Genomic DNA, 275 nt, shown 5'->3' on the forward strand with positions numbered 1-275 from the left:
GTCTCGGCAGCGCTTCCAGCCTCGCCCGCCGCGCCGGCGTGAGTGATCCGACCGTGGTGCGGCTGGCGGTCAAGCTCGGCTACGAGGGCTATCCCGACTTCCAGGCAAAGCTCCTGGCGGAAGTCGAAGCGAGATTGCATTCGCCGCTGCTGATGATGGAAGCCAAGCGTCCATCCGGCTCGGAAGACAACCCTATCCTCGCCTATCTCGCCTCAGTGGACGAGGCGATGGGAAAGGCCGCGGGCATCACGCCGCTGACCACTTACGACCGCACC

General features: G+C 65.5%; 1 protein-coding gene. It reads left to right on the forward strand.

From position 1 onward, the window contains the following. The coding region (locus NLU14_RS21740) for a MurR/RpiR family transcriptional regulator (protein WP_420845092.1) at positions 1-275 on the forward strand (275 nt) is incomplete at both ends.

Origin of the sequence: Marinobacter iranensis (assembly GCF_029207565.1) — a bacterium.
In the GTDB taxonomy this organism is placed as follows: domain Bacteria; phylum Pseudomonadota; class Gammaproteobacteria; order Pseudomonadales; family Oleiphilaceae; genus Marinobacter; species Marinobacter iranensis.